Here is a 22873-nt window from a genome sequence, read left to right as displayed (position 1 = left end):
TGTTTGGCATTAATGCTACGTTATCGCCCATTTATGGGGAATAACCACACTACATAGGCTCTGCCTTGCCTAAATACCAAACAGACTGCTGCAAATTTAACCTTGAAAGATCAACAGACCCTAATCGGATTGGTATAAAACACTTAGATTACAGACACAAAAAAGCCGTATTCAGATTGAATACGGCTTTTTAAACTCTTAATTTTAAAGTTTATTTAAATTAAGAAATGATTTCGTGTAGTTCAACATCAAATACAAGCGTTGAGAAAGGTGCGATTGCAGCACCTGCGCCACGTTCACCATAAGCAAGCTCATGAGGAACGTAGATACGCCATTTAGTACCTACAGGCATCATTTGTAATGCTTCAGTCCAGCCTTTGATCACGCCACCAACTGGAAATTCAGCTGGTTGACCGCGCTCGTATGAGCTATCAAACACAGTACCGTTAATTAGTGTACCGTGGTAATCGACACGTACTGTAGACTCAGCAGTTGGTTTTTCGCCTTCGCCAGTCGCTAGTACTTCGTATTGAAGACCAGACTCAGTTACTGTGATTTCAGGACGTTTTGCGTTTTCTTCTAAGAATGCAATACCTTCGGCAGAAAGTACTTTAGATTCTTCTTCACGACGAGCTTGGATCTCTTCGTTAATCTTTTCGAATGCAGCTTGAATCTCAGGGATCTCAACTTGAAATGCGCTACCAGCGTACGCATCTTTCATGCCTTCAAATACTGAATTTAGGTTTAAGCCTTCAAAAGGATTAGACTTAAGTTGCTCACCCATTTGTAAGCCAATACCGTAACTTGCTTTTTCAGCATCTGTAGTAAAATTATCTGACATAATGTGTTTTTCACGTTTTGTTAGTTAAAAGACACGTATATGCTATCACAAAATAAACCCCGTTTGGGGCTAGTTTTTGCTGAGTTTTAGCTTAATTAGGCCAACAATATAACTACAAAGCGGTAAAGTGAATAAAATTCCAACAAGTAAAGGAGTAGCTAATAATCCAGGTTCGCCAGACAGTAAAAATGGCACTGCAACTAAGCCTACTAAACCAATAAAAGCAGAGCCAATTACTGGCCAATGTTTATCATATTTAGTAATAAGATGGGCAGCCAAAATATTAAAACCAAGACCATAAGCAAAAGCGGTAATTAATGGATATTCTGGCTGTGCGTCGACCGCCATTTTTGCCAACAAGCTAATAGCACTTTGATAGCAGTAACCAAATACCACCCATAATAAAAGATGTTTTATTAATAGCTGTGAGGTTGATAGGTTTGTTGCTTTAGTCATTAATTAAACTCCACAAAGCAAAAAACCGCCTATAAGGCGGTTTTTTTAAATAATGGTGGAGAGATAGGGATTTGAACCCTAGATGGGCTATAAACCCATGCCGGTTTTCAAGACCGGTGCATTCGACCACTCTGCCATCTCTCCGTACGGCGCGAATAATATGGTTAAACGTGTTACTTGTAAAGAGCTAAATATAAATTAATCATAAATAATAATTAAACGATTAAAAACAAGTCACATTGCTCTTTTGTTGCGCTATTTACTGCAACACGCTTATTAATTCAATACTCAGTAATATTGTTTAGGCCTGCGAGCAATCCAAGAACAAATTAAACAAGCCAATAAACTCAATGCCGCGAATGTTACACTTTGAAAAATTAAGTCAAATCGATTTAAATCATCACTTGGCACTATTACAAACATAAAAGCGGGGAGTACACTTAGCGCTAAAACATAACAACACACTTTAAATGCCCGTCCAAAGTCAAAACGTTTAGACTGTTGCATCCATAAAGTTAACAGTATTAGCATACCTATTGCAGAGCCTGCTATAAAATGCGCTGCATTTGTACTCATTGCAACATACAAGGTTACAAAAGCACCAACAATTCCCCAAATTGACCACGCAAGCCAGTTTTCTTTTTCCTGTAAAAATAAATTTCCCATTGTTTTCGTCTTCTTTATCGTTATTTTTATTAAGACTTTCCATAATGTATCAAAAAACAACCGATTAAAAAACAAACTGAAGAAGAATTATTAACTTTTGTGCTTCCAAGCGCTTCTCACAGCCAAACCACTAACTCTTTTATATTACTCTTAGTAACCTTAATGAATTATGACTATGCAAATTGCATAAAGTTCATACTATTTCACAAATTACTAAAATAATGTTCTGGTTTATGGCGAGGTGACTTTTTACACTCGACTTGAGGAGTACCTATGTATAAGTACCCTACTATTTCATCTTGCTCATGTAAGTTAAGCGCTTTTTTGACTGCTCTACTTTGTGCAAAGTAACCTGTGCGCCAAACACCACCTAAACCTTGAGCAAATGCAGCTTGTTGCATTGCTAATACACTACAGCCTGCACTTTGTACTTGCTCGATACGAGGAACTTTTGGGTGTTCTTGATATTTAGCGATTGCTATTACAATCATAGGCGCACGAAGGGGAAGCTCTTTAGCACGGTTAATTACTTTTTCTGTCTGTTGCTCTGCCACTGCACTTTGATGGTAAATTTCACCCAGTTTATTGCGTGCATCACCTTGAGCAATGATGAACTGCCACGGTGCTATACATCCATGATCAGGAACACGTAATGCTGCTTGCTTAATTATGTCGAGCTGCTCAGGCGTAGGACCCGGCTCTGTTAGTTTAGAGTCTGATTGGCGGGTAAGTAAAAGCTCGATAGCGTTCATAACGATTCCTCAAAATTCAAAACGATAGAGTAACATTTAAAACCTTAAATAATAAATACCGAGAAATTAAAAATGCAAAACGGCCGCAAAGGGTCAACTATGCAGCCGTTAATAAAATACATTTAATGCGTTATTTTTTTATAACGTTTCGCTTTAACCAGTAATCAATACTAACAAAACGCCCACCGCCCATAAAAAATAAACTTAGGAGCATAGCAAAATAAATTGCCGAAAATTCTATGCCATTATTTAAAATAGATGGTTTACCTTTTTCGTATAGGTAATCAGGAAAGCCATGCTCTTCAACTAAGCCTCGAATTTTCCCTATCCTGTCTTGTACTTCTAATGAGTTTTCGAGGCTTTCTTTTGCACCAGGGATAGATAGCCAATCAAGTACTTGCGCAGCACTTGTTTCTGGATTAGTCGGCGCTATTGCAAACCACCCGTTATGCCAATGTACTGAAGTAGCCGCTACAACCATTGTGAACATAAGCGGGATACTGACTAAGCGAGTTAAAAGGCCAAATAATAACAACCAACCACCTAAAAATTCACTCCATCCAGCTAAAAAAGCTAGTAAATCAGGAAACGGTAAGCCTAAACCCCATTCACTATTACCAAACCATTGAACGACATCAGGCGATGCTAAAAAGTTATTTAGAAAGCCTTCTGTTTCAGTGCTTATAGCAAGTTTGTTATAACCTGCGATGATCATAACAGGAGCTAAAATTAAGCGAAATAGTAAAGCAGGTAAACCATCTAAAAACGATAGTTTACCCAATATTGTGTTATAAAAACTGATTAGTTTATTCATGCGTATCCTGTGTGTTCAATGTTTATTAAGTTATAGACTATAAACAACAAAGACCGTATGAATTGATAAACTATTTCAATTTATTTACAAAGGTTAAATACTTCTCGCCACTTGTAGAGCTTCAAAAGTAGCGCGTTTAGCATCAATTGCAGCAGCCAATTTAGCTCCGCCTATCACATGCACTTTTGCGTTATCTGTGTAACCTTCTAGCACTTCGCTATTGGAAACCTGACCAATACACGCAATAACAGTATCTACCGGCAGTACTTGAACTTCTCCAGCAACATCAATTGTTAACCCATTTTTATCAAAACTTTGATATTGGCACTCAGCAATTTGTTTAACACCATGCTGTTTAGCAACTTGGCGATGTATCCAACCAGTGGTTTTACCAAGCTCACTACCAAAACGACCCGAACTGCGTTTTAACATATACAATTGGCGCTCATCTTTATGGGGTTGTGCTTCACACTCAATCCCCCATTGCGTTTTAAACTCGCTAATAGATTGTGATTTATGTTCACTTAAAAAAGCAACCATATCAAAACCAATACCGCCAGCACCTAAAATAGCGATTGATTTGCCCAATTCAACTTCGCCGCGTATGACTTCGTCATAAGCAAACACACGCTTATCATCACTACATTTAATAGAGGCTTCACGCGGCCTAACGCCTGTTGCAAAAACAATATCATCATAATCTTTAAGCATTGAATCGTCGTAAGCTTTACTAAGCTCCACAGTTACTTTTAATCGCTCGAGCTCATTAGTGAAGTAAGTAAGTGTATGGTTAAAGTCTTCTTTACCCGGTATCTGCATGGCTAAATTAAATTGGCCGCCCATTTGCGATTTTTGATCAATTAACGTGACGTTATGCCCTTTTTGAGCCAAGTAACAACTTGCTGATAAACCAGCAGGACCTGCACCGACAACTAATACATTTTTAGCTTTAGCTGCTTGCTCTAGCGGGTAATCTAGCTCAAATGCAGCTTGTGGATTAACTAAACACGTAGCACGTTTATTTTTAAATACGTGATCTAGACAACCCTGGTTACAGCCAATACAAATATTGATTTGTTTAGATTGATTGTTTACGTACTTATTAAAAAACTCAGGATCAGCTAATAATGGACGTGCCATCGAAATTAAATCAGCCTCGCCTGCATTTAAAATATCGTTAGCAATTTCTGGAGTATTAATTCGGTTAACAGCAATCACAGGGACATTAACTACGTCTTTTAAACGCTTTGATGCTTCTTTAAATGCACCCGGTGGCACCATACTCGCAATAGTCGGTACACGCGCTTCGTGCCAACCAATACCAGTGTTAAATATATCAACACCCGCTTTTTCAAGTTCGGTAGCTTGAATAACAACTTCCTCTGGTGTTGAACCGTTTGGAATCAAATCAATGACCGACAATCTAAAAATAATTAAGAATTTTTCAGATACTTTTGCTCTTACAGCTTTAACTATTTCAAGTGCAAGTCGCATTCTATTTTCTAAGCTGCCACCAAACTCATCATCACGTTTATTGGTGTGCGGCGCCATAAACTCATTAATCAAATACCCTTCAGAACCCATGACCTCTACGCCATCGTAGCCGGCTTTTTCAGCCATATAGGCAGAATGCGCAAAGTCTTTAATTGTTTTTTTAATCGAGCCAAGCGACATCGCTTTAGGTTTATAAGGATTAATAGGTGCTTTTATTGCACTTGGTGCTTGATTGAAAGGATGGTATGCATAACGTCCAGCATGTAATAATTGCAAACAAATTTTTCCACCGTGTTTATGCACAGCATCTGTGTAAGCCCGATGCTTAAACACATCGTAATAGCTATTAAATGAGGAAGAAATAGGTGTTAGCTTGCCACGTAAATTAGGGCTGTATCCGCCTGTAATTAACATTGCGGTGCCACCTTTTGCACGTGCTTCATAAAATGCGCGTAAGCGTTTGCGATTATGCCAGCCCTCTTCAAGACCTGTATGCATTGAGCCCATAACCAAGCGGTTACGTAATTGTGTGTGTTTTAGTTGTAATTGTTGTTCTAACATCTTGTGCCCCGTTAACTGGTCTAACCTGTATACATTAGCCAATTCTGCTTTAATGGCAAGTAATAAGCAATATGTGCATGCATTTAATTGAAAATAGCAGTAAAAACTTACGTTTATATAGGTTCATAAACACTTCGTTACGATTTAGCAGTTAAATTTATTTTTATTCTAGGCTAAGATGGAACTAATGTATTAACTGTACCAAATTAAGGAGCTATTTTGATAGCAAAGGTATTTAAAGGTATTTGGGCTGGAATTAATTTTTCTCGTCGCTTAATACTAAACATTTTGTTTTTATTACTGGTAATTGTTTTCTTTGTGTCACTTTCAAGTGACGATGATCAAATAATAGTTGAAAATGGCTCTGTACTTAGGCTTAACTTAAATGGCCCTATTGTTGAAGAGAAAACATATATAGACCCAGTTGAAGCCGCAATTAGTGATGCAACTTCTGGCTCTGAAGCACCAAGCGAAATATTACTCGACGATATTGTTGAAGTAATAAACGAGGCGACTAAAGACGATCGTATCACGGTGATATTGCTTGATTTACAAGAGATGCCTAAAGCACATTTAAATAAACTTAAGCAAATTACAAAGGCTATTGATGCCTTCAAGCAAGCTGGCAAAAAAGTAATTGCATCGGGTTATTACTATACTCAAGCGCAATACTATATTGCATCGCATGCTGACGAAATAGCTATGCACCCATACGGCAGCGTAGGTATTGAAGGTTATGGCATGTACCCGCTTTACTTTAAAGATGCACTTGAAAAGCTTGAAGTAACGCAGCATATTTTCCGTGTTGGTACATTTAAGTCAGCAGTAGAACCTTTTATTCGTAACGACATGTCCGATGCAGCTAAAGAAGCTAACCGCGTTTGGTTAGGCGCTCTTTGGAGCGAATACAAACAAGATGTTGCCGCTGTTCGCCCGTTTGATGAGTCAAATTTTGACGAAACAATGGACGTATATCTAGAAAAAATGAAAGCTGCCGATGGCGATGCAGGTAAATATGCACTTGATCACCAGTGGGTTGACTCTTTAAAAACAAATCAGCAAGTTCGCAAACAATTAATTGATTTAGTGGGCACACAAGAAGATGGTAAGACATTTAAGCAAGTTTCATTTCGTGAATACTTAAGCTTAATTAAACCGCCTATTGAAATTGATAACCCTATTACCGAAAAAGTAGCGGTAGTTGTTGCTAAAGGTACGATTGTTGATGGTGAGCGTAAAGCGGGCGAAATTGGGGGTGACTCTACAGCTGCCCTACTTCGTAAAGCACGCCTTGATGATAAAGTTAAAGCGGTTGTACTACGTATCGACTCTGGTGGCGGTAGTATGTTTGCCTCTGAAGTTATTCGTGCTGAAGTATTAGCGCTTAAGGCTGCTGGTAAACCTGTTATTGCTTCAATGAGTTCTGTGGCTGCATCAGGTGGTTATTGGATTGCCTCTGCTGCAAACGAAATCTGGGCAGCACCGAGTACTATTACAGGTTCAATTGGTGTATTTGGTACCTTTATGACATTTGAGAAAACCTTATCGAAAATTGGTGTTTATTCAGATGGCGTTGCAACAACCGAAATGGCTGGCTTTTCTATCACTCGTCCACTAAATGAAAAAATGGGTCAAGTAATTCAAATGAACGTTGAGGAAGCATACGGACGCTTTTTAAATGTTGTTGCTGATGCGCGTAATATGACGCCTGAGCAGGTTGACAAAATTGCCCAAGGCCGTGTATGGATTGCATCTCAAGCACTTGAACTAGGTTTGGTTGATAAGCTAGGCGACAAACAAGGTGCGATTGAAGCCGCTGCTGCACTTGCCAAGCTTAATCATTATGAAGTTAAAACTATTAAACAAGATTTAAGCTCGCAAGAAAAAATGATCCAAAACATTTTTGGTAATGCGTCTATTAAATCTATGCTTGGTTTGCAAACACAAAAAACATCTGTGTTAGCAACACAAGCTAATTTACAAAGTGTTATTAACCAATTAAGTACTGAAGTTGAAAACCTTAAAGATTACAACGATCCACAAGGTGTATACGCACGCTGTTTAGTGTGTAACGTTGCACAATAAAAGTGCATAGCTTCACCTAATCAGCTGTATTTAAAGCTACTTAACGTTATACTAGGCCCAGTTTTTTTACTGGGCTTTTTTTATGAAACGTAAACGCATTTATATCGCTTATACTGGCGGTACTATAGGTATGAAAAAATCGAGTCGAGGCTATATTCCGGCTGAAGGTTTTTTAACAGAAACCGTAGTGAATAACGCAGAATTTAATCGTGATGAAATGCCTTTGTTTGATATTCACGAATACTGCCCTCTTATAGATTCTTCAGATATGTCACCAGAGCATTGGCAACTCATTGCTAATGATATCAAAGATAAATACCAAGATTATGATGGTTTTGTGGTGCTCCATGGCACTGATACTATGGCGTATACAGCCTCAGCGCTGTCATTTATGTTCGAAAATTTGACTAAACCTGTGATTGTAACCGGCTCACAAATTCCGCTCTCACAATTACGTTCTGATGGCCAAGTAAACTTACTTAATGCCATGTATTTAGCTGCAAATTATCCTATTGCTGAAGTAAGTCTCTTTTTTAATAACCAACTGTTTAGAGGTAATAGAGCAACTAAAGCACACGCGGATGGGTTTAATGCTTTTGCCTCGCCTAATCTAGACCCCTTAGCGTTATCAGGTATTAATATTCAATTTATTAAGGGTCAACTTAGCCCATATGTTGAAAATGAGCTGCAAGTTACACCAATTACACCTCAACCTATCGGGGTGCTTTATTTGTATCCTGGCATTAGCCAAGAGGTAGTTAAAAGCTTGGTCAATGGCAATATTAAATCACTGGTGCTACTGAGCTTTGGTGTAGGTAATGCACCACAAGATCCGAGCTTTTTGTCAATACTCGAAGAAGCAAGTAAACGTGGCGTCGTAATTGTTAACTTAACTCAGTGCTTAAAAGGTCATGTAAACATGGGTGGCTATGCAACAGGTAATGCGCTATTAAATATTGGTGTAATAAGTGGGTATGATATGACCCTTGAAGCATGTTTAACTAAGTTACATTATTTATTTAGCCAAAAGCTTGAAGTCGAAACGATTCGTCATTTAATGCAAGATAACTTACGTGGTGAGTTAAGCCGATAATTTTTACGAGCTAAAAATACAAAAGGCACGCTAAATAGCGTGCCTTTATCGTTTTAAACAACTGTTTTTTATCTAACTTTAGCGTCTATATCTACTAAATCAGTTAAATGACACATTTCACCACTGTGGGTTTTTATGCCGTGCTCACCAAAGTAATCACGCTGGGCTTGAACTAAATGCCCATTACTCGGTGTAGTTAATGTTGCTAAATACGTTTGTGTAGCTCCCAATACAGGGAATGCTAAACCAGTCATTATTGCTTGACCGGTAATTTTTCGCAAAGAGTTAGACTCTTTTTCAAGAGTGTCAATAAATTCAACACCTTGTGCAACGCTATCAAGGTAGTCAGCACGGATTATACAACCAGCGCGCCACGTTTGAAGCGTTTTAGATAAATCTACTTTCCACTGATGAGTACGTGATGCACCTTTGATTAGCGCTAAACCTTGACGATACGCAAGTAAGCTTGCAAGTAAGAACGCGTCTTTTAGCTCTTCTAAATCAATTTCAACATTGTTCGTTGATTTAGATGCATATGTCATCTCTTGTGCAGCCGTTGTGTTACATGCATTAGTTAAATGACGAGCTTGAACAGCAGCAACAAGTGAAGGGACAGCAATACCAAGTTCGAGTGCATTTTGCGCAGTCCAAAGACCAGTACCTTTAGCGCCAACTTTATTATCAATTAAGTCCGCAAGCGGTACATTATTATGATTTTCAAGTGACAATATATGGCTAGAAATAGACAGTAAGTAACTATTTAATTGACCTTCTGACCAGTCATTAAATATCTCAGCTACTTCTTTTGGTGAACGATTAGTACCTAAACGAAGTAATTGGTACACTTCTGCAATAAGTTGCATCAGTGCGTATTCAATACCGTTGTGAACCATTTTTACAAAATGACCACTTGCTGATTGGCCAACACGTGCAAAACATGAATCGCCATTATAGCTAGCAGCTACTTTTTCAAACCATGGCTCAATACGTTCCCAACCACCTTCAGAACCACTTGCCATCATTGCAGGACCATGGCGAGCGCCTTCTGCACCGCCAGAAATTCCCATAGTGGCAAATTCAAATTTATTTTGGTATTTGAGTTTACGCGTTATACCGTCTTTATAATTACTATTACCGCAATCGACTATCATATCGTCACAATTAACGCCGGCCTCTACAAGTTCATTACAAACTGTATCAACTAACTCACCAGCAGGAACAAGTAATAAAATAGAACGAGGTGCCTCTAAACGCCTTACCATGTCACTTAAATCAGAGACAATGTGAAGCCTATCAGCCATGCCTTGTGATTTGGCACAACTTAGTAACTCTTCACCCGCATGTGGGTTTTTATCATAAGCGACTAGCGTTATCCCTTTTTCAATCAAGTTTAGGGCAAGATTTTTTCCCATAACGCCTAACCCTACTAATGCAACTTGCATCTAGTGTCCTCCTCGGTAACAACTATTTGGTTAGAAAATTCAGTGTATAAATTAAATAATACCGCGTGCATTATACTCATACAGTCATAAAATACTAACTATGAGCCCATACAACATGCTTTTTTATTACAGATAAATAAGCTACGTAATTATATCAAACATCAATGCTCTCGGGGTGACTAAAAGCAACGCTAATTGAAATTAAGATCATTGACGCACTCTGACACCGGTGTCATAATGATGACACAATAGTTTTGTATAAAATAGTGGCAAACCTTTGAAGTTTGCACATAATTAAAATATTTTAATCTAATATAGATGTTTTAATTCAACAAAATAACGTCAACATGCTTTCACCAAGCAAACAGGAGAAATTGATGCTAAGACGCACGAAAATAGTTGCTACCCTTGGACCTGCTACCGATAGAGATAACAACTTAGAAAAAATTATTATCGCTGGGGCTAATGTAGTACGTTTAAACTTCTCACATGGTGTTGCCCAAGATCATAAAGACCGTGCGCAAGCTGTACGCGATATTGCAAAAAAATTAGGCAAGCATATTGCTATCCTTGCTGACCTTCAAGGCCCTAAAATCCGCGTTTCTACTTTTAAAGAAGGTAAAGTAACGCTTGCTGTGGGTGCAAAGTTCACTCTTGATGCAAAAATGGAAAAAGGCGAAGGCGATGTTAACTCTGTAGGTATTGATTATAAAGAATTACCTAACGATGTTAGCCCTAACGACTTACTACTCCTAAATGACGGCCTTATTCAACTAAGTGTTGATGAAGTAGCTGGGCACTTAGTACATTGTACTGTAACTGTTGGCGGTGTTTTATCTAATAATAAAGGTATTAACCGTTTAGGTGGTGGCTTAACTGCTCCAGCATTTACCGAAAAAGATAAAGAAGATTTAATAACTGCCGCTGAAATTGACGTAGATTACATTGCCGTATCATTCCCACGTAGTGGCGACGATATGCGCTACGTACGTTCACTTGCTGAAGCAGCTGGTTCAAAAGCGCAACTACTTGCAAAAATTGAACGTGCTGAAGCCGTTGAAACGCAAGAAGCTGTTGATGACATCATTTTAGCGTCTGACGCAGTAATGGTTGCTCGTGGTGATTTAGGTGTTGAAATTGGTGATGCTGCACTTATGGGCAAGCAAAAACTAATTATTCGTCGTGCTCGTTCATTAAATCGTACTGTAGTAACAGCAACACAAATGATGGAATCGATGATCGATAACCCTATGCCTACACGTGCAGAAGTTATGGATGTTGCAAATGCTGTTCTTGATGGAACCGATGCTGTAATGCTTTCAGCTGAAACTGCAGCGGGTGATTACCCTGAAGAAACAGTGGCAACTATGGCACGTGTTTGTTTAGGTGCTGAGTCTCAAAAAGAAACGCATGTTTCTAAGCATCGTTTAGATAGTCGTTTTTCTAACAATGCAGAATCTATCGCACTTTCTGCTATGTATGCAGCTAACCACTTAGACTCTGTTAAAGCTATCATCACGCTTACTGAGTCTGGTAGCACGGCTAAATTAATGTCACGCATCAGCTCTGGCTTACCAATCTACTCGCTTTCACGCCATGCGAGTACATTAGGTCAAACAGCACTTTATCGTGGTGTTTACCCAGTATTTTTTGATTCTACAAAAACTGAAAAAGACGGTATGGTTAAAGCGGCACTTGATACTTTAGTTTCTCAAGGTTCTTTACAGTCTGGCGATACAGTAATTATTACTCACGGTGACTCAATGGAAACTGTGGGTGCAACTAACACAATGAAAATTGTAACTGTTGCGTAATTAATTAGTAAATATAAAAAATGCGAGCTTAGCTCGCATTTTTTGTGCCTGTAATAAAAGCGTTAGCTTTAACTTGCTAATGCTGCTTTAACCTTATCACGGTAGCTACGGCTCACTTTTAATTCTTGGCCATTTTCAAGCACAAGTAAATACTCGCCACTTACTTGTGTAACCAGCTTACTAATTTGTTTTGTATTTACTATTGCACTGCGGTGTACACGTACAAATAACTGAGGGTCTAGCTCTTGCTCAAGCTCTTTCATTGTTTTACGAAGTATATGCGTTTGTCCATCTTCACAATGTAAACACATATAATCACCTGCAGCATCAACCCATTGGATAGTCGCTACAGGTACCCGTATAATTTCACCCTGCTCTTTTACTGCAAGCGATTCTGGGTAACGTCTATCTGTTAAGGTATCGCCAGTGGCTAATTTTTTTAATATTTCTTCGCAATTATTACCAGTAATACCGGCTACAAAACTCGCTAGTTTTTTCTTATGGGCGTTGTCTTGCTGCGTTTTTAAATAAGTATGCACTTTTTCTACCGCCTGTTTTAATCTGTTATCATCAACGGGTTTTAAAATGTAATCGAGAGCATGAATTTCAAATGCTTTTACAGCAAACTGATCAAAAGCAGTTACAAATACAATAGCAGGTAGTACTTTTGTACTTTCGCTAAGCGCTCTTGCCACCTCAAAGCCATTCATACCTGGCATCTGAATATCTAAAAAAACCAAATCGATTTTCTCGCTTTGGCACATTTCAATTGCATCAGCGCCTGAACTACACAATTTAATTACTTCAATATCAGAATATTCTTCAAGTCTTACCGCTAAACCTTTTCGCGCTAACGGTTCATCATCAACAATGAGTGTTTTTATTTTAGTCATTTTTCACAGCCTTCTCAAAAGGTACTCGCAGATTAACTTTTAATCCACTTGGCGTATTATGTGATAATACAAACGAATAATTATTTTCATACAACGTTTTTAATCTATCTTTGGTGTTAGCAACACCTACACCTTGAGCGTTAACTAATTGGCCATCAAGTATTTCAGTGCCTGGGCCGTTGTCACCCACTTCTAGTAATAATTCATTCGCAAATACTTGTGCTTTAATATCAATTACACCACCTTCTGTCAGATGGGCAATGGCGTATTTAATCGCGTTTTCTATAATTGGTTGCAAAATTAAGCTCGGTACTAAAGCCTCTTTTGCTTGCTCGCTAATATCTACATTTACTTTCAATCGCTCATCAAAACGGACGCGCTCTATTTCTAAATAAAGCATGAGAGCATGTAGCTCTTGCTCAAGCGGTACTTTTTTAATTGGATCGGTATTAAGTGTGTAACGTAAAAAGTCACTTAACCTTGCTACCATTAAGTTAGCATCTTTGTTTTCTTTAACCAAAATTAAAGTAGAAATAGCGTTAAGTGTATTGAATAGAAAATGGGGGTTGAGCTGATACCTGAGCATTTTTAGTTGCGCTTCGTGTGCCATCGTTGTGGCCTTTAACGCTTTTTGTCGCTCACTTTGTAATAACTGATAATATTTAACGCCAAAGTACAAACCACTCCAACATAAAATAATATAAACCGAATCTAAACCTTGCTGCAGGTAATAAAACCACTCCTCTGGTCTATAACCATGGCGGTATATTTCCCATAGATTGAATTTTTGAACGACAGCCCATAGAGTGCCCGTTATATAAGAGGCACCAAATACTACAATCATTAACACCCAGGGCGAGGCATTCCAAATTTTACGGTAAATATACCTAAGCGGCACTGTCATCAAACAACCAGCGTAAGCATTCAATAAAATAACAAATACATATATATCACGCATTTCAAATACTTTAGAGCCGATATAATTTACTAACGCGTAACCAATCCAGCCCGCGATTTGCAAAAGCCAAAAAAAACGTTGCCTGTTATCGACTAAAGATTGCCAGTTCAAAATAGATGTTTACTCCGTATGGTTAAAACTAATTCCATAAAATAGGCGTTTGTTATTTTTATTATTTTTACCTATGTAGGGCTAATTTTCACAAAATTAGGTAGTCTTATTATATAGATTTATGAGTTTGCATAGCACTACAGCTTGCCTTGCTTTTTAAGAGTCTTACCGCAAACAAATAGTCGAGACACTAAAAAAGCGAAAGGTTATCCGCCTTCCGCTTTTTAAATATCAATAGCCTTGTGTAAATTAAGCTAGTTTATCTGATGCTACTTTGTAGGTTGGATCTTCAATCACATTCACTTCAACTAAATCTCGTGCTTTATGAAGCAACTGCGTACAGTCTTTACTTAAGTGACGTAAATGAAGTTGTTTACCTGCTTTTGTGTATTTGTCAGCAAGTGTATCAATTGCTTCTATTGCACTGTGGTCAGCTACGCGGCTGTGTTTAAATTCAACAATCACATTTTTAGGATCATTTTTCACATCGAATAACTCAGAAAAGTTTTTAACAGAGCCAAAGAATAACGGACCATGTAGTTCGTACACCTTAGCGCCTTCCTGATCAATGTAGTTAGTTGTATATATCTGCTTCGCATGCTGCCAAGCAAATGCTAGAGCCGATACAATAACACCCACACATACAGCAATCGCTAAATCAGTAATAACAGTCACGCCCGACACAAGAACAATTACAAATGCATCAGATAATGGTACGCGCTTCATCATTTTAAAGCTTGCCCATTCAAATGTACCAAGTACTACCATAAACATAACACCAACAAGTGCAGCTAATGGGATCATTTCAATTAAGCTAGAGGCAAAAATAATAAAACCTAGTAGCATAAGTGCAGCGCTTATACCTGATAAACGAGAGCGACCACCTGAATTTATATTGATCATTGATTGACCAATCATTGCACAACCACCCATTGCACCAAACATACCGCAGGTAATATTTGCAGCACCTTGACCAATACATTCTTTATTACTATGACCACGGGTTTCTGTAATCTCATCAATTAAGCTAAGCGTTAATAATGATTCAATTAAACCAATAGCCGCTAAAATAAGTGCATAAGGAAAAATAATTTGTAGCGTTTCGAAAGTAAACGGTACCATAGGAATATGAAATTCAGGTAAGCCGCCAGCGATTGTTGCTGTTTCGTCGCCTGTCATTCCTTTTAAGAAATCTAATACTGTATGCGCTTCTAAATCAAACCCAATCACTAATCCAGTTACAGTTACAATAGCAACTAGAGATGAAGGCACTGCTGTAGTCAATTTTGGCAAAAAGTGGATTATTGCCATGGTTAATGCAACTAAGCCAAGCATGATAAATAATGGATTACCTGTCATCCATTCTTGTCCGCCCATACCGTCTGGCACTTTAAACTGCCCTAGTTGAGCTAAAAATATAACAATTGCTAACCCGTTTACAAAACCAAGCATTACCGGATGAGGAACCATACGGATAAACTTACCGAGCTTAAATACACCCGCGAGAATTTGCAGTATTCCCATCAGCAACACTGTTGCAAATAGATACTCAACACCGTGATCAAGCACTAAACTTACCATGACAACAGCTAGTGCACCGGTTGCACCTGAAATCATACCAGGGCGACCACCAAAAATAGCCGTAATTAAACCAACGATAAACGCGGCATATAGACCAACCAAAGGTTCTACATTTGCAACAAAGGCAAACGCAACTGCTTCTGGCACTAAGGCTAACGCCACAGTTAATCCAGATAAAATATCGTTTTTAGCAGAGCTAGGCGCCCTACTGAGTAAGTTAAACATTGAGGTCCTCAAATGGTGTAATGGGTATCAAAAAAAGCGCTAAATTCTACCAAATTAGCGCTCAGTTAACAATTGTCATTATGTGGTTAAGCTAAACTAAAAATGGTTTAGCTTTTAAAAGAAGTGCTTTTACAAAGGAAGGGAAGTACTGCGTTTTACACATGTCATTGTTACATTAGAATGTACTTCTTGGACGTATTCTAAACTTAGTAAATTATCACGCACAAAATGCTCATACCCTTCTATGCCTTGTGAAATTATGCGTAGCATAAAGTCCATGGTACCAGCCATAGTGTAACACTCTGTTACCTCGTCGTAGCTCATAATCAGCTTTTCAAACTCAGCAAGATTCTTTTTACCGTGATTTGATAAACGCACATGTGCATATACAAGCATATCAAAGCCAAGTTTTTTCTCATCTAAAAGAGCCACTTTGCTTTTTATATAACCATCTTGCTCTAGCTTAGCGATTCGACGCCAGCATGGAGATTGAGACAAGCCTACTTTATCTGCAATTTCTGCGGTTGATAAACTAGCATCTTGTTGTAAAAGTGCCAATATTTGGCGATCTACGTGATTTAGAGACATTTTATTTCTTATTTATCAAATAAACTGGTTAAATTATACAACCATTTTAAAACTCAGTCTGCTTATTTTTAATGTTTATGCAGTTTGTAAACTTAAAATAAGCAACTTAACCAAACTTACCACTCACAAAAGGATTTGTTTTCTTTTCAAATCCCACCGTAGTGTCGCTACCATGTCCTGCCAATATTTTAGTATTATCAGGTAAGGTTAAAATATGCGCGTCAATCGACTCAATAAGTTGTTCACTGTTCCCCTTAGGGAAATCAGTGCGCCCTACTGAGCCTTTAAAAATAACGTCACCGACAATAACGCACTCATAGTCTGGTTGGTAAAACACTATATGACCGGGTGTATGCCCCGGGCAATGTTTAACTAAAAAGCTAAGTTTTCCTACGCTCACTGTGTCGTTATGGTTTAGCCAAATATCCGGATAAAACGGTTCAATGGGTTTAAATCCAAACATCTGTGCTTGCATAGGTAAGTTTTCAAACCAAAAGTACTCATCTTTTTGTGGACCAATAATTTGTACGTTAAATTGATTTCGTAAAATATCAGCCCCACCCACATGATCTAAATGCCCGTGAGTTAACCAAATAGCACTTAATACTAGTTTATGCTCATTAAGGGCTGCTACTATTTTATCAGTGTCGCCACCTGGGTCGATAACCACAGCGTGTTTAGTTTCGCTACACCAAATAATACGGCTGTTTTGTGCAAAGGCAGTGACAGGTATAGTTATGATTTCCATATTAAATTTCTTTACTTTTTTGATCTGGAATAACAACTTCTTCTTCGAATGACATAAGTATTGGATACTTTAAGTACGCTTGATCATAAAATGGACTTTGCTCATATAACCAGTTTAATCGAGCTTCTGCGTCACTCGCGAATGATTTATCTTTAAGTTTTTCATCAAACTTAAGCGCAAGCTTTGGGTTATCTTTTAGCATTTGGCGTGCATACGGAATTAGCGCATAGTTTTCCATATATTCAGTACGCTGAAAAATAGTATTAAACTCACCCCACGCAAAAAATGAATCAGGGGCTTCCGGGTGCAACAAATGAACTGCTAATTCACCTGCTTTTTGTTGAGTATTGACTTGATACCAACCATCTAAATCTACATTTATAGCAGGGACGTAATCAAAAGTTGCTGATACTCTAAAACGCCCTTCAAATGGTGCTTTATCAAACGTGTAGTCTGCCACCTTTGCAACTTTCAAAGGCTGTGTGTTTGCCCCTTCAAGTTTATTAATAGAGACACCATGTAACTTTAGTTTCTCAATAATGTTGCTATATACAGGCGGAATAAAAAAAGCTTTAGGTACTTCAACTGTATGTTGTACATCTTTTTGCCAATAAATAGGTAAGTCAGTATATGTATGTGCTTTACCCAAATACTTCACTTCATTTTGACCCGAAAGTGAATTCATGCTTGATGAATATTCAATACCTTTAAACTGCGCAATCGTATCAGCTTGCTTGGCATAGCCACGCTTTACTATTAACTGTTTAGGAACAAATTCTTGTTCTTTTTTTACTGCATTAGCTAATTCATGACTGTGCTTTGATAGCGCAGTAATAGCACCATCTAAAAATACATAAGTTCCCAATACACGTTGCTTGTAAGGCTTCAATGAATGATTTTCGACTAAAATAGTCGGCAATGACTTTAAATCCCCCCAACCATTTGAAAAACGTGGCGTAGCAACCCAGCCCGCTAACCCTTTTTTAAAGTCGCGCTTGTCCATAACAAAAACAAGTGGTCCTGGGATGTGTCCTTGCTTCGCTAGCGTATCGTCAATGAGAGGTTTAAAAAACTGGTTTAATGTATCTGATACCGCAGGCGATTCGCTCGAAAATACCGGATTGTAACCATAAGTCACATCGTATTGGTAATCTGCGCCGTCGGTAACGTGTACATCAATGTATAAATTTGGGTTGTAGTCGTTAATAACCTTTAAAACACTTCTAACTTCTGGGGTATCTAATTTAGTAAAATCACGATTTAAATTAAGGTTATTAGCATTTGTTCTAAAGCCCATTTTTGCAGGGCCCCGTTGATTAATGCGATTGAATGCACTGCTACGTTCGTGGCCATCTACATTTAAAATAGGAATAAATAATATGTTTACCTTTTTTAAAATGTCACGGCGCTTACCCGTCGCTATATCTCTGAGTAACATGAACATGGCATCTTTACCGTCTATTTCCCCAGAATGTATTCCTGCCTGGATAAAAATAGTTGGCTTAGTGCTATTAGCCATTTGCCTTGCTTCAAAAAAACCTTGCTCACTGGCAATTAGCATTTTTATTGCACGCTTACTATTACTATAGCCAATGGTTTGAGATCGAAACTGAGTAGGGTTTGCAGCAACTAACCTATCTACAAATGCCATTGTATTTGCATAATCGGGCGACGCTTCACCTGCAGATAACTCAAAGTCAGTAGTTAACGGCCCTTGTTTTTGTAAAAGCTCTACGCTTTTCCCCTGCCACTCAATGAGTGGAGGTAAGTGTGCGTCATACGCCACACTTGCAGATAAAATGAGTAAACTTGCAAACATATAATTCTCTAACAAACGCCTTAATTATATAAATTATATCAACTAAATTTTTTATAATGAGGAAACTGCGGTGATTCAACAAAAAAATGCAGCCAAATACATTTCACTCATTCACACCCGTGTTTTTAGGCTTTATAACCTTATTAAGTATTATACCAATGCGCAATAATACTTAATCATTTTGCGGAGCTAACCATGTCGCTACCTGCGTTAAAAAACTCTCATTTACGACTGCATGGATGCAGGAGCAATTGCCGAGAACAACTAAATAGCGAATTTTTTGCCTAGCTATCAATACGTTTTTACGCTCTCAAAATAGATCCTTTAATTAAGCGAATTGGTATTACTCATTGGTTTAAGTTACTAAATTACAGGCACAAAAAAAGGAGCCATAGGCTCCTTTTTAATACTTATATAAAAAAGCTTAAGCGGCTAGGCCTTCTTTTGCTTTTTCTACAAGCGCTGCGAATGCAACTTGGTCATAAACAGCGATATCTGCAAGGATCTTACGATCGATTTCTACAGAAGTCTTTTTAAGACCATTGATAAAACGGCTGTAAGACAGACCATTTTGACGTGAAGCAGCATTGATACGTGCAATCCATAATTGACGGAAAGTACGTTTCTTCGCACGACGGTCACGGTAAGCGTATTGACCCGCTTTAGTAACAGCCTGGAAAGCTACGCGGTAAACACGTGAACGTGCTCCGTAGTAACCTTTTGCTTGTTTTAAAACTTTTTTGTGACGTGCACGTGCGACAACGCCGCGTTTAACTCTTGCCATTTCTAAAAACCCCTATTAAGCGAACGGTAACATACGTGAAACTAGACCATGGTCATTTTTATGAACCATCATCTTAGGACGTAGGTGTAACTTACGCTTAGAAGTTTTCTTAGTCAGAATATGACGAAGATGCGCTTGTTTACGCTTGAAACCGCCAGAAGCAGTCTTTTTGAAACGCTTAGCAGCGCCACTGTGACTTTTTAGCTTATAAGCCATTGCAATAACTCCAATTGTATTGCTTTTAAATTAGTAAGCAGGCGTGAGATATATTTCTATAGCTCCACTTTTAGGCCTAACTTACTGCCATGTTCCGGTGAAGACCCAACATAAATGCCGCAATCTTGCTTTAAGACCGGTTAACTCAGGTGAATATTCGCATATTGCTTGCAGACCTGAGCTAATTTCGGTGCGTATTATCGCTTAAAAATTATTTTTTAGCAACAGGCGCCATCATCATAACCATTTGGCGGCCTTCAACACGATTTGGGAAAGACTCAACTACTGCAAGCTCTTCTAAATCGGCTTTGATACGGTTTAATAATTCTATACCAATTTCTTGGTGAGCCATTTCACGACCACGGAAGCGGATAGTAATCTTAGCTTTATCACCAGCTTCTAAGAACTTACGTAAGTTGCGAAGCTTAACCTGATAATCACCTTCATCCGTACCAGGACGGAATTTGATTTCTTTTATCTGGATTTGCTTTTGCTTCTTCTTCTGCTCTTTTAGTTCTTTGCTTTTTTCAAAGATGAACTTACCGTAGTCCATGATTCTACAAACAGGCGGCTCAGCGTTTGGACTGATCTCAACAAGATCAACACCCGCTGCATCGGCCATAGTTTGCGCGTCTTGTAATGACTGAATTCCAGCTTGTTCGCCTTCAATGTCAATTAAACGAACTTCTTGCGCTGTAATTTCTTCGTTAATACGATTTTTTTGAGCTGTTTGTTGCCCTTTCTTGCCGCCTCTAATAGTACGTTCCTCCAAGAATATCAATAATATAAGCGTGTAAATGGCTGTTTGTTAATGCCTTACACGCTCGATTTTTACTGTCGATTTTTAATTTCTTCACTAATTTTAGCTACAAAATCATCAACATTAAATTTGCCAAGGTCTTCACCTGTGCGAGTACGCACTGCTACTTCTTGCTGTTCAACTTCTTTATCGCCAACAACAAGTAAATATGGAATACGCTTCAGTGTATGCTCACGGATTTTAAAGCCAATCTTCTCATTTCTCAAGTCAGCAGCGGCTCTAATTCCAAGTTTATTTAATTTTTGTACAACTTCTTTAACATAAGGAGCCTGTTTATCGGTAATATTCATAATTACCACTTGCTTTGGTGCAAGCCACGTCGGGAATAAACCAGCGTACTCTTCAGTTAAAATGCCAATAAAGCGTTCAATAGAACCTAAAATAGCACGATGTATCATTACAGGTGTACGACGCTCGTTATTTTCTGCTACATAAGTAGCACCTAAACGACCCGGTAATGCAAAGTCTAATTGCACTGTACCACACTGCCACGCTCTGTCTAAACAATCGTACAAAGTAAATTCAATCTTCGGACCGTAAAACGCGCCTTCGCCCGGAAGATAATCAAATTCAATATCGTTTAGCTTAAGTGCATCAGCTAAAGCAAGCTCTGCTTTATCCCACATATGGTCTTCACCAATGCGTTGTTCTGGGCGAGTAGATAGCTTAACTACAATCTTCTCAAATCCGAATGTTTCATATGTATCATAAACCATCTTAATACACGCTGACACTTCGTCCATTATCTGCTCTTCAGTACAGAAAATGTGAGCATCATCTTGTGTAAAGCCACGTACACGCATTAAACCGTGTAGTGCACCTGATGGTTCATTACGGTGACAACAACCAAATTCAGCCATACGAAGTGGTAAATCACGGTACGATTTTAAACCTTGGTTAAAGATTTGCACGTGACCAGGACAGTTCATAGGTTTAATTGCGTATTCACGTTTTTCAGACTCAGTGGTAAACATTGCTTCTGAATATTTTTCCCAGTGACCTGATTTTTCCCAAAGTGAACGGTCCATCATCATTGGACCTTTTACTTCTTCGTACTCATATTCGCGTAATTTTTCACGTACAAATTCTTCAAGCTCGCGGTAAATGCTCCAACCATCGTTGTGCCAAAATACCATGCCTGGTGCTTCTTCTTGCCAATGCCATAAATCAAGCGCTTTACCAATACGACGGTGATCGCGTTTTTCAGCTTCTTCAAGGCGCTTTAAATACGCTTTAAGTTGCTTTTTATCGCCCCACGCGGTGCCGTAAATGCGTTGTAGCATTTTGTTTTCTGAATCACCACGCCAATATGCACCCGCCACTTTCATTATTTTAAAGTTTTGGCAAAATTTCATGTTAGGAACGTGAGGTCCACGACACATGTCTACATATTCTTCGTGATGATATAACCCAGGGCGGTCATCTTTAGCGATGTTTTCGTCCAGAATTTCTATTTTGTATGTTTCGCCACGCGCTTCAAATGTATCGCGTGCTTCTTGCCAGCTTACTGTTTTTTTCACTACGTCGTAGTTGGTTTTTGCAAGTTGCAGCATACGCTTTTCAATTGCTTCAAGATCATCTTGTGATAATGAGTGTTCCATATCGATATCGTAGTAAAAACCGTTATCAATGGTAGGACCAATTGCCATTTTTGCGTCTGGGAAAAGTTGCTTAACGGCATGACCAATTAAGTGAGCACAAGAGTGACGAATGATTTCAAGGCCGTCATCGTCTTTAGCGGTAATGATCTCAAGACGAGAATCTTCACAAATTTTATCACATGCATCAACACGGTCGCCATTTACACGGCCCGCAATGGTCGCTTTAGCTAAACCAGGACCAATGTCGTTTGCAACATCAAGCGTGCTTACAGGGTTTTCAAAACTACGTTGACTTCCGTCTGGAAGAGTAATAACTGGCATTATAAATCCTTGCTACAGTGGTGACACCTACAATGTATCACGTGTATTTTTAATAAATTAAATGAGAATGACTCGACAACGCTTTTACGAATAAGCATTGACTAATATATGTAGATGAGGAGTCTATTCAACTACAAAGATATATTGTCTCGTGCCGCGCATTTAATTACAAGTTTAAAGGGGTGAAATC

Annotated in this window: 20 protein-coding genes and 1 tRNA gene; 3 read left to right on the top strand and 18 right to left on the bottom strand. The window is 38.5% G+C overall.

Annotation, left to right across the window (positions count from 1 at the left end; genetic code table 11):
• Positions 1-220 precede the first annotated feature (220 nt).
• The 7 genes from H5115_RS12070 to H5115_RS12040 form a co-directional block, all read right to left on the bottom strand.
• Positions 221-841 carry an FKBP-type peptidyl-prolyl cis-trans isomerase gene (locus tag H5115_RS12070; protein ID WP_002962890.1) on the bottom strand — a complete coding sequence of 207 codons (621 nt, stop codon included), beginning with the start codon at positions 839-841 and terminating at the stop codon, positions 221-223.
• 69 nt (positions 842-910) lie between these two features.
• On the bottom strand, positions 911-1297 hold the full coding sequence (locus H5115_RS12065) for a hypothetical protein (protein ID WP_182755490.1): 387 nt from the start codon (positions 1295-1297) through the stop codon (positions 911-913).
• Between the two features lie 53 nt (positions 1298-1350).
• A tRNA-Ser gene (locus tag H5115_RS12060) sits at positions 1351-1441 on the bottom strand.
• A 144-nt stretch (positions 1442-1585) separates the two neighbouring features.
• Positions 1586-1963, bottom strand: coding sequence for a hypothetical protein (locus H5115_RS12055; RefSeq protein ID WP_024596649.1), 378 nt, complete (start codon positions 1961-1963; stop codon positions 1586-1588).
• A 203-nt stretch (positions 1964-2166) separates the two neighbouring features.
• A complete protein-coding gene (locus tag H5115_RS12050) occupies positions 2167-2715 on the bottom strand; it encodes an NAD(P)H nitroreductase (protein ID WP_138489000.1) in 549 nt (182 codons plus the stop codon).
• Positions 2716-2845: 130 nt separating this feature from the next.
• Positions 2846-3529 (bottom strand): DoxX family protein, encoded by a 684-nt coding sequence (locus H5115_RS12045; protein WP_182755488.1) that lies wholly within the window; start codon positions 3527-3529, stop codon positions 2846-2848.
• A 93-nt stretch (positions 3530-3622) separates the two neighbouring features.
• Positions 3623-5584: an FAD-dependent oxidoreductase gene (locus H5115_RS12040; protein WP_182755486.1), complete on the bottom strand. Its 1962-nt coding sequence runs from the start codon at positions 5582-5584 to the stop codon at positions 3623-3625.
• Between the two features lie 219 nt (positions 5585-5803).
• Between H5115_RS12040 and sppA the strand changes: the two genes are divergently transcribed.
• Positions 5804-7669 (top strand): signal peptide peptidase SppA, encoded by a 1866-nt coding sequence (gene sppA / locus H5115_RS12035; RefSeq protein ID WP_039489813.1) that lies wholly within the window; start codon positions 5804-5806, stop codon positions 7667-7669.
• A gap of 82 nt (positions 7670-7751) precedes the next feature.
• On the top strand, positions 7752-8762 hold the full coding sequence (ansA, locus tag H5115_RS12030; RefSeq protein ID WP_182755484.1) for an asparaginase: 1011 nt from the start codon (positions 7752-7754) through the stop codon (positions 8760-8762).
• A 68-nt stretch (positions 8763-8830) separates the two neighbouring features.
• Here ansA and gndA read toward each other — a convergent pair whose 3' ends face one another.
• Positions 8831-10204: an NADP-dependent phosphogluconate dehydrogenase gene (gene gndA, locus H5115_RS12025; protein ID WP_165743572.1), complete on the bottom strand. Its 1374-nt coding sequence runs from the start codon at positions 10202-10204 to the stop codon at positions 8831-8833.
• A 377-nt stretch (positions 10205-10581) separates the two neighbouring features.
• On the opposite strand from gndA, the gene pyk reads away from it, so the two are divergent.
• Positions 10582-12018, top strand: coding sequence for a pyruvate kinase (pyk, locus tag H5115_RS12020; protein WP_039489818.1), 1437 nt, complete (start codon positions 10582-10584; stop codon positions 12016-12018).
• 68 nt (positions 12019-12086) lie between these two features.
• Here pyk and H5115_RS12015 read toward each other — a convergent pair whose 3' ends face one another.
• The 10 genes from H5115_RS12015 to thrS all read right to left on the bottom strand — a co-directional run bounded on the left by H5115_RS12015 (position 12087) and on the right by thrS (position 22683).
• On the bottom strand, positions 12087-12911 hold the full coding sequence (locus H5115_RS12015; RefSeq protein WP_024596642.1) for a LytTR family DNA-binding domain-containing protein: 825 nt from the start codon (positions 12909-12911) through the stop codon (positions 12087-12089).
• Complete coding sequence (locus H5115_RS12010; protein ID WP_024596641.1) at positions 12904-13980, bottom strand: sensor histidine kinase; 1077 nt, start codon at positions 13978-13980, stop codon at positions 12904-12906. The genes H5115_RS12015 and H5115_RS12010 overlap by 8 nt, the downstream gene beginning before the upstream one ends.
• Before the next feature lie 249 nt (positions 13981-14229).
• The gene (locus tag H5115_RS12005; RefSeq protein ID WP_182755481.1) at positions 14230-15786 is read right to left on the bottom strand and encodes a SulP family inorganic anion transporter; all 1557 of its coding nucleotides are present in this window, start codon (positions 15784-15786) and stop codon (positions 14230-14232) included.
• Positions 15787-15915: 129 nt separating this feature from the next.
• The gene (locus H5115_RS12000) at positions 15916-16374 is read right to left on the bottom strand and encodes an Lrp/AsnC family transcriptional regulator (protein WP_002960703.1); all 459 of its coding nucleotides are present in this window, start codon (positions 16372-16374) and stop codon (positions 15916-15918) included.
• Positions 16375-16480: 106 nt separating this feature from the next.
• Positions 16481-17122: an MBL fold metallo-hydrolase gene (locus H5115_RS11995; protein ID WP_182755479.1), complete on the bottom strand. Its 642-nt coding sequence runs from the start codon at positions 17120-17122 to the stop codon at positions 16481-16483.
• A gap of 1 nt (position 17123) precedes the next feature.
• The gene (locus tag H5115_RS11990; protein ID WP_182755477.1) at positions 17124-18941 is read right to left on the bottom strand and encodes a M14 family metallopeptidase; all 1818 of its coding nucleotides are present in this window, start codon (positions 18939-18941) and stop codon (positions 17124-17126) included.
• A 424-nt stretch (positions 18942-19365) separates the two neighbouring features.
• Positions 19366-19725, bottom strand: coding sequence for a 50S ribosomal protein L20 (gene rplT / locus H5115_RS11985; protein ID WP_002960711.1), 360 nt, complete (start codon positions 19723-19725; stop codon positions 19366-19368).
• Between the two features lie 15 nt (positions 19726-19740).
• Positions 19741-19941, bottom strand: coding sequence for a 50S ribosomal protein L35 (rpmI, locus tag H5115_RS11980; RefSeq protein ID WP_002960713.1), 201 nt, complete (start codon positions 19939-19941; stop codon positions 19741-19743).
• 211 nt (positions 19942-20152) lie between these two features.
• Complete coding sequence (gene infC / locus H5115_RS11975) at positions 20153-20713, bottom strand: translation initiation factor IF-3 (RefSeq protein WP_002960714.1); 561 nt, start codon at positions 20711-20713, stop codon at positions 20153-20155.
• 59 nt (positions 20714-20772) lie between these two features.
• Positions 20773-22683, bottom strand: a complete 1911-nt coding sequence (gene thrS / locus H5115_RS11970; RefSeq protein WP_024606251.1) for a threonine--tRNA ligase — start codon at positions 22681-22683, stop codon at positions 20773-20775.
• Positions 22684-22873 lie beyond the last annotated feature (190 nt).

Origin of the sequence: Pseudoalteromonas sp. SR44-2, from assembly GCF_014163745.1 — a bacterium.
In the GTDB taxonomy this organism is placed as follows: domain Bacteria; phylum Pseudomonadota; class Gammaproteobacteria; order Enterobacterales; family Alteromonadaceae; genus Pseudoalteromonas; species Pseudoalteromonas distincta.
This window is presented reverse-complemented; position numbering and strand designations above follow the sequence as displayed.